A 5,573-nucleotide genomic window follows, 5' to 3' on the forward strand; every position below is an offset into this window, starting at 1 on the left:
CGGGAAGCAAGCTACGTGTCGCTTATATCTCAGGGCTGAAGCCCTGAGTTTTACGCATACCGTGTTGTTCTATAAAAGCCTCTGACTTTTTCCATTAAGTCGTGAAACAACGAAATAGCAAAGGTTTTACACCATATCTGATTCTCAGCAGTTTAATTTTAATGACAATGAGTCACGAGAGAATAGGGCTTTAGGCTAGGGGTAGGCTGTAAACTTTGTACCCTTTTGCCCATAAGGGTTCATGCAGAAAGTATGTGACTATTTTTGTGGAAAAACGGCTGGAAAAGCCGTTTTTCCACAAACAAAAAAGAACACGAATAATTTTCCGCAAAATCGCCTAAAAACCAACAAAGTCAACAGCCTAGGCTAGGGGTATAGTAAGCGATCGCTCCATTAAGGAGATAACGGGAAAAGCCAGATAAAAGCCTCTCTCCGCTATGCCTAACGGCAGACTTAGGGACTTCCAGAAAATCAAATATCCCAATTATATAATTATCAATCGTAGGGGCTGGGTATCCCAGCCCTTATATATTGGGGCTCCTATGTCTAATACCCAACACCCAAAATTAATTATCAATCGCAACTAATACGACAGTAATATTATCGTGTCCACCGTGTTCTTTAGCAGATTCTATTAATCCAATAGAGGCTTTATCAAGCATGGAAGTATCTTGCATGTGGGTAGCGATTTTCTCATCTACCAACTCTTCCGTTAAACCATCGCTGCATAATAATAAGCGATCGCCTTGTTGGACATCGAAGTTCTGAACATCAATATGCTGTAAATCTTCCCGTCCTAAGCAGCGAGAAAGTACATGTCGGAAGGGATGAATGCGGGCTTCATCAGGTAAAATATCGCCGACTTTGAGGGCACGTGCAACCCAAGTATGGTCTTCGGTGATTTGGTTAAGTTGGGAATCACGCCAACGGTACAAGCGAGAATCGCCTACATGGGCACATACAGGGGAATCTTCGCGAAAAACTACCACCACAGCAGTTGTGCCCATATCCGAGCGTTCAGGATGGCTCTGCTGGTCACTAATAATTGCTTCATTCGCTCGCAAAAGTGCTTCTTCAAGCAATTTATCCGAAGGAATATCAGAACCCCAATTCGCTCCTAAGTAAGCTTGAATCTCTTGGGAGGCGATTCGACTAGCCTCTTCACCCCCCGCATGACCACCCATACCATCAGCAACAATAAAAAACCTACCTTCAGGGTCAGTATAAAAAGAATCCTGATTACTAGTACGAATAAGTCCTGGGTCGCTAGCACCAATAAAGTTTATTTTCATAAATGTCTAATTTTCTACAAGTAATTTTTAATACGTTCTGTCATAACGGTCGAGACGCAAAAGTAGTCTAATCATGAGCCACGATAATAACGCAGCAACCAGAGCTACAAATACTGCCAACCATATATAATCTTTAACCAATAATATCGATGCAGAAAGAGTAAAACTACCGATAATCACCGCGTAAGTAGTGGTTAATTGAATGTTACTTTGTCTTCGTAATAAACGCTCAGTTTCGATCGCACGTACACGCATTCGCAAATCACCACGTTCGAGCTTGTCGAGGGTATCTTCAAGCCTGCGCGGTAGTCCTAGCGCGGTAGAACTAACTTGGACAGCTTGGCGACTGAGTTCATTTAGTAAGCTATTCCCCTCAGAACCATTCATATTCGTCATAAGCTGCATTGCATAAGGTTTGGCGACTTCCATAAAGTTGAAATCAGGGTCTAACCCTTTACCGACACCTTCAAGCGTTGAGAAAGCACGCATGACGAAGGTGAAAGTTGCGGGAAACCTAAACGGCTGATTATAAGCTATTTCGTACAAGTCGTCACTAATTGCAGCAACGGACTGATTTTCAAACGGCTTATCCATGAAGTGATCGAGCATATATTGAACAGAGCGTCGCACTGGTCCCATATCCTCGGTTGCAGATATTGCCCCTAGATTTACCAACGATTCGACAACGCGATCGCCATCTTTGGAAGCAATCCCAAACAGGGTTTCCATTAAACCTTCACGGACATTGGACTTAATCCGTCCCATCATCCCAAAATCATAAAAAATTAAGGCACCATCGGGACTAACGGCAAGATTTCCAGGGTGGGGATCGGCATGGAAAAATCCATTATCTAAAAGCTGGAGTAGGTAAGCTTGGGCACCTTGACGTGCTAGTAGTTTCCGGTCTAATCCAGCCGCTTCTAGGGCTTCATACTGACTAATTTTAATCCCAGGGGCATATTCTAAGGCAAGTACCCGCGAAGAAGTATAACGCCAATAAACACGGGGAACTTTTACCCAATCATAGCCACGGAAATTACGCCGGAAAGCATCGGCATTCCGTCCTTCGCCAAGATAATCGATTTCTTCCCAGAGAATTTTGCAGCATTCCTCATAAATACCCATCCAATCCCTGCCCTTGCCCCATTTCGGATGGTTTTGGAAGTAGCGGGAGATACCTTTGAGGATTTGTAAATCGATTTCAAATAACTTCTTTAAACCGGGACGTTGTACCTTAATTACAACTGCTTCCCCGGAATGCAAAACTGCTTTGTGAACCTGTCCCAAACTGGCAGCAGCCAAAGGTATGGGTTCAAAACTGTGGAATAAATCGGGAATTTTTTTACCCAATTCCTTCTCAATAATAGTTTCGACTTGGGTGTAACTAAAAGCAGGAACTCTGTCTTGTAATTTTGACAATTCCTCAACATACTCAGAGGGGAAAATATCAGCACGAGTCGAAAACAATTGTCCAACCTTAATAAAAGTTGGTCCTAAATCTAGTAGGGTATTGCGAATCCAGATAGCCAGGATTTTCCGACGTGCTGCTTGTTTTGCGTCTGTCACTCCCCCCGGATAACTCCAGGATTTGTTATACAGCCACAGTCTGTACATCAAAGTCAGCACAAACGACCAAATATCGATAAAACGCCGCTTACTAGAATAGCTTTCGCGGTTCCAACGGTATGCCTTATCTGAATAACCCTTTTCCATATGCTTTGCGTACCGTTGATTTTTTAAATGAGTCACCGGAAAAAAAAGTCACTTTAAATTGTTGTTTGTTAATGGGTTTGTTAATGGTTATTGGTTGGTTGTCCTGTGTCATTTATATCTGTGTTGATGCCCAATTCCCAATATCCAATTCCCAATGTCCAATTCCCTAATTAACCAGCATTAGAGGGATAAACTCGTATTTCTTTCCTGAGATCGGCAATCTCAGCACGTAAGTCATCAATTGTTGCTTGGGTATCAACGGGTTCCGAACCACTTGTTCCCACATCAGTGACACCAACACCTGTACCTGCGGCTTCAGATGCTCGGTTTGCTCGTTCGATTACGTCATCTGTAAACTGACGCATTTGCTCCCGTGCTTCCGCATCAAATTTACCAAGTTCGCTCAAAGCGTCTGTGACAGTGTGTTCTAGACGTTCGCTTAATACTTCAGCTACGGCTCTACCAACGAAAAATGCTTGTACAAGGGGGCTAGTCATAATAATTTACAATACTTGTCTGCTAGAAAATTATAACTTGCCGTTCAGCTTTGGTGGGTCTATCCAGTTATTTGTATTTTGTAGATGCACTCTTAGCAGAAGAAATAAATTTTTCACAACTTTTGCCGATCGCGATCGCATCAAGGTTATTATTCGCATAACCATATTAATATTCTTTTGTCAATCAGTAATTTTTGTTATAGTTTTGTCGCAATTTTTATAGTGCTTTTTGTTTGAATACATAAACAAGGGCAAACAGCCGTTTGCCCCTACGGGATTGGTGAAAGGAAGTGCGATGGTCAAAGACCACTCCTGCGAAGTATCGCCATCTGGTTATAATCTCAAGAAGTCGGGTTTCTCCCTCACGAATTATCTCGAATTAGTACGATAAAACCAGAAACCCGATTTCTCCCCAAACGGGAAAACCTCAAATACCTGTGCGACATTCAGCATTCGGTGAAGGGAAAAACCGGGTTTCTAATGGGTAATGCTTCAAAGTTCAGTCGTGCTTGGTTAGAGAGAAACCTGGTTTTTTTGAGATTGTCGCTTCTTTTTTACCGTGTTTAAAATTTCTTCCAATGCTTGCACGAAACTAGAGACAAGAAATATACTCAAGCTCAGTACATACGGTTTGCGGTGAAACTAGTGGATATACTTGTAGGACGCTACGAAATCATTAAAGTATTGGGTGGAGGTGGGTTTGCGATCGCATTCCTGGCACAGGATAATCTTCAACCGAGTAAACCGTTGTGTGTAGTTAAGCAATTGCGTCCTAACCAAACCCATCCCCGTGTGATTGAGTTTTTTGAAAAAGAAGCGGCTATTTTAGAACGATTGGGAAAACACAGCCAAATTCCCCAATTACTGGCACATTTCACCGAACAGGACAATCTCTACATAGTTCAAGAATTTATTGAAGGACAGGATTTAAGCCAAGAAATCACCTTTGGGAAAAAACTCAGTGAAGGTTATGTCAGCAAACTTTTAGAAAATGTCTTGGGTGTTTTGTCTTTTGTCCATCAACAGGGAGTAATTCACCGCGACATCAAACCCGAAAACTTGATGCGGCAATGTCCAGGTGGGAGAATATTCTTAATTGACTTTGGTGCAGTCAAAGAACTGGGAACCCTCATGCTAAATACTCAGGGAGAAATAGCTTCCAGTGTTGTCATTGGTACTGGTGGTTATATGCCAAACGAGCAGAAAAACGGTAAACCCTGTTTGGGTAGCGATGTGTATGCAGTGGGGATGACAGCAATCCAGGCACTAACGGGAATTTTACCCTTTGATTTGCCAGAAGACCCACAAACAGGGGAAATAATTTGGCGACAGGAAGCTCCGCAAATCAGTGATAATTTAGCTGAAGTTATATCGAAGATGGTGCGTCGTCATTTTACCCTGCGTTATTCTTCGGCAATTACTGCGTTGGAAGCACTTACTTCAATAGTTACCCCAGTTGCACCAATTGCCCCCACAATTAGCTTTGATGTAGCCAAGCAAGAATATACCCAAGAAGCTGTAATTCGCGCTCAACAGGGACAAGGTGAATTTTCTGTGTTTGCTTTGAGAATACTCGAATCGAAGCGGGTTGAGTTGGGTTTAGCGGAGGATGAAGCGAGGGAAATTCAAGCGCAAGTTCTCCAACCCTATCGAGACTACCAACGCAAATTACAGGAGTATGAGCAAGCTTTGGTGGAAGCTGTCAAAGTGCAATATCCCTTTAGTGCAGCAACAGAAAATGACTTGCAAGACTATCGACAATATTTAGGATTGCGGGATGATGATATTCGTACGATTGAGCAACGGATATTGGTTCCACTTCAGCAGGAAATTGCTGAACGTCAGAGACATGCAGAATTTTTTAAAGAAAATTTGGGGAATGGTGTGAATTTAGACATGATTGCAATTCCTGGGGGTACTTTTCTCATGGGTTCCTCAGAAAATGAGCAGGGACACTCAAGTTATGAAAGTCCTCAACACAGAGTTACGATTCAACCGCTTCTAAAAATCTAGGTAAACCTAGTAAAGTCCACGGTGTAACTTTAAGCAATCTTTTCTAGTGTCTTGCGAC

Annotated in this window: 5 protein-coding genes and 1 pseudogene; 2 read left to right on the forward strand and 4 right to left on the reverse strand. The window is 42.5% G+C overall.

Annotation, left to right across the window (positions count from 1 at the left end):
• Positions 1-566: 566 nt before the first annotated feature.
• From CK510_RS25360 to CK510_RS34115, 4 genes are all read right to left on the reverse strand, one after another.
• Positions 567-1,292 carry a Stp1/IreP family PP2C-type Ser/Thr phosphatase gene (locus tag CK510_RS25360; RefSeq protein WP_095724315.1) on the reverse strand — a complete coding sequence of 242 codons (726 nt, stop codon included), beginning with the start codon at positions 1,290-1,292 and terminating at the stop codon, positions 567-569.
• A 27-nt stretch (positions 1,293-1,319) separates the two neighbouring features.
• On the reverse strand, positions 1,320-3,005 hold the full coding sequence (locus CK510_RS25365; protein WP_095724316.1) for an ABC1 kinase family protein: 1,686 nt from the start codon (positions 3,003-3,005) through the stop codon (positions 1,320-1,322).
• A gap of 170 nt (positions 3,006-3,175) precedes the next feature.
• The gene (locus CK510_RS25370) at positions 3,176-3,502 is read right to left on the reverse strand and encodes a DUF6825 family protein (protein ID WP_095724317.1); all 327 of its coding nucleotides are present in this window, start codon (positions 3,500-3,502) and stop codon (positions 3,176-3,178) included.
• A 30-nt stretch (positions 3,503-3,532) separates the two neighbouring features.
• Positions 3,533-3,661 carry a hypothetical protein gene (locus tag CK510_RS34115; RefSeq protein WP_281257086.1) on the reverse strand — a complete coding sequence of 43 codons (129 nt, stop codon included), beginning with the start codon at positions 3,659-3,661 and terminating at the stop codon, positions 3,533-3,535.
• A gap of 70 nt (positions 3,662-3,731) precedes the next feature.
• Between CK510_RS34115 and CK510_RS32025 the strand changes: the two genes are divergently transcribed.
• Positions 3,732-3,893, forward strand: coding sequence for a hypothetical protein (locus CK510_RS32025; RefSeq protein ID WP_158224961.1), 162 nt, complete (start codon positions 3,732-3,734; stop codon positions 3,891-3,893).
• A gap of 254 nt (positions 3,894-4,147) precedes the next feature.
• Positions 4,148-5,500 (forward strand): annotated as a pseudogene (locus CK510_RS25375) (protein kinase domain-containing protein); the annotation flags it as partial.
• Positions 5,501-5,573 lie beyond the last annotated feature (73 nt).

It is taken from the genome of Brunnivagina elsteri CCALA 953 (genome assembly GCF_002289455.1).
Taxonomy (GTDB): Bacteria; Cyanobacteriota; Cyanobacteriia; order Cyanobacteriales; family Nostocaceae; genus Brunnivagina; species Brunnivagina elsteri.